Raw genomic sequence first — 1164 nt, 5'->3', positions numbered from 1 at the left:
GCGCGACATTTACCGGCAGATAGAACCTTTCCGCAAGCGCCGCGCCGGAGCGTTGTCCGGCGGCATGAAGCAGAAACTCGCCCTTAGCTGTGCCCTTATCCATAAACCGGATGTCCTCTTTCTGGACGAACCCACTACGGGCGTCGACCCCGTGTCCCGCAAGGAATTCTGGGGAATGCTTCGCCGACTGAAGGAGCAGGGTATCACCATCATTGCTTCCACCCCCATCATCGACGAAGCGCGCCAATGCGACCGCATCGCCTTCATCAACGAAGGAGAGCTAAAAGGCATCGATACCCCCGACCGTATCCTGACACGCTTTGCGGGCATCCTCTGCCCTCCGGGCTTGCAGCACGAACGGGTGGAAAACCACGAAAACAAGGTGATTGAGGTGGAAGGGTTGACCAAGCGGTTCGGTAATTTCACCGCTGTAGACCACATCTCCTTCCAAGTCCATCGGGGCGAGATTTTCGGTTTCCTGGGAGCCAACGGGGCAGGCAAGACCACCGCCATGCGCATGCTTACGGGACTTAGCCGCCCCACCGGCGGCAAGGCATGTGTGGCAGGTTTCGATGTGGCTTCCCAACCCGAAGAAGTGAAGAAGAACATCGGCTACATGAGCCAGAAATTTTCCCTTTACGAAGACCTCAAGGTGTGGGAGAATATCCGCCTCTTTGCCGGTATCTACGGCATCCCCGAAGCGGAGATTGCCCCCAAGACGGATGAGCTGCTCCTCCGCCTCGGGCTGGAAAAGGAACGGGATACACTGGTGAAAAGCCTTCCGCTGGGCTGGAAGCAGAAGCTGGCCTTCTCCGTCTCCATCTTCCACCGTCCCAAGATTGTCTTTCTGGATGAGCCTACGGGTGGGGTGGACCCTGCCACGCGCCGCCAGTTCTGGGAGCTGATTTACCAGGCTGCCGACGAGGGCATCACCGTCTTTGTCACCACCCACTTTATGGACGAGGCGGAGTATTGCGACCGCATCTCCATCATGGTAGACGGCGTCATCCGTGCACTCGACACTCCCGGGGAGCTGAAACGGCAGTTCAATGCCACTACGATGGACGATGTATTCCAACAACTGGCTCGTCAAGCCGTGCGAACCGCCGACTGAAAATCCGTGAAATCCGCATTATCCGAGCCTAAATATAAATATAGACAATG

1 protein-coding gene is annotated in these 1164 nt (G+C 57.0%); it reads left to right on the top strand.

Annotated features, from left to right (window positions below; all coding sequences use genetic code 11):
• Nucleotides 1-1114, top strand: a 1114-nt coding sequence (locus ABUA47_RS24395; RefSeq protein ID WP_349832245.1) for an ATP-binding cassette domain-containing protein, incomplete at its 5' end; no start/stop codon positions are given.
• Between the last annotated feature and the right edge of the window lie 50 nt (nucleotides 1115-1164).

The organism is Bacteroides sp. RTP31139st1_H2_RTP31139_211217 (genome assembly GCF_040227615.1).
GTDB lineage: Bacteria > Bacteroidota > Bacteroidia > Bacteroidales > Bacteroidaceae > Bacteroides > Bacteroides uniformis.
The sequence above is the reverse complement of the archived record's forward strand: the minus strand, read 5'-3'. Positions and strand labels throughout refer to the sequence as shown.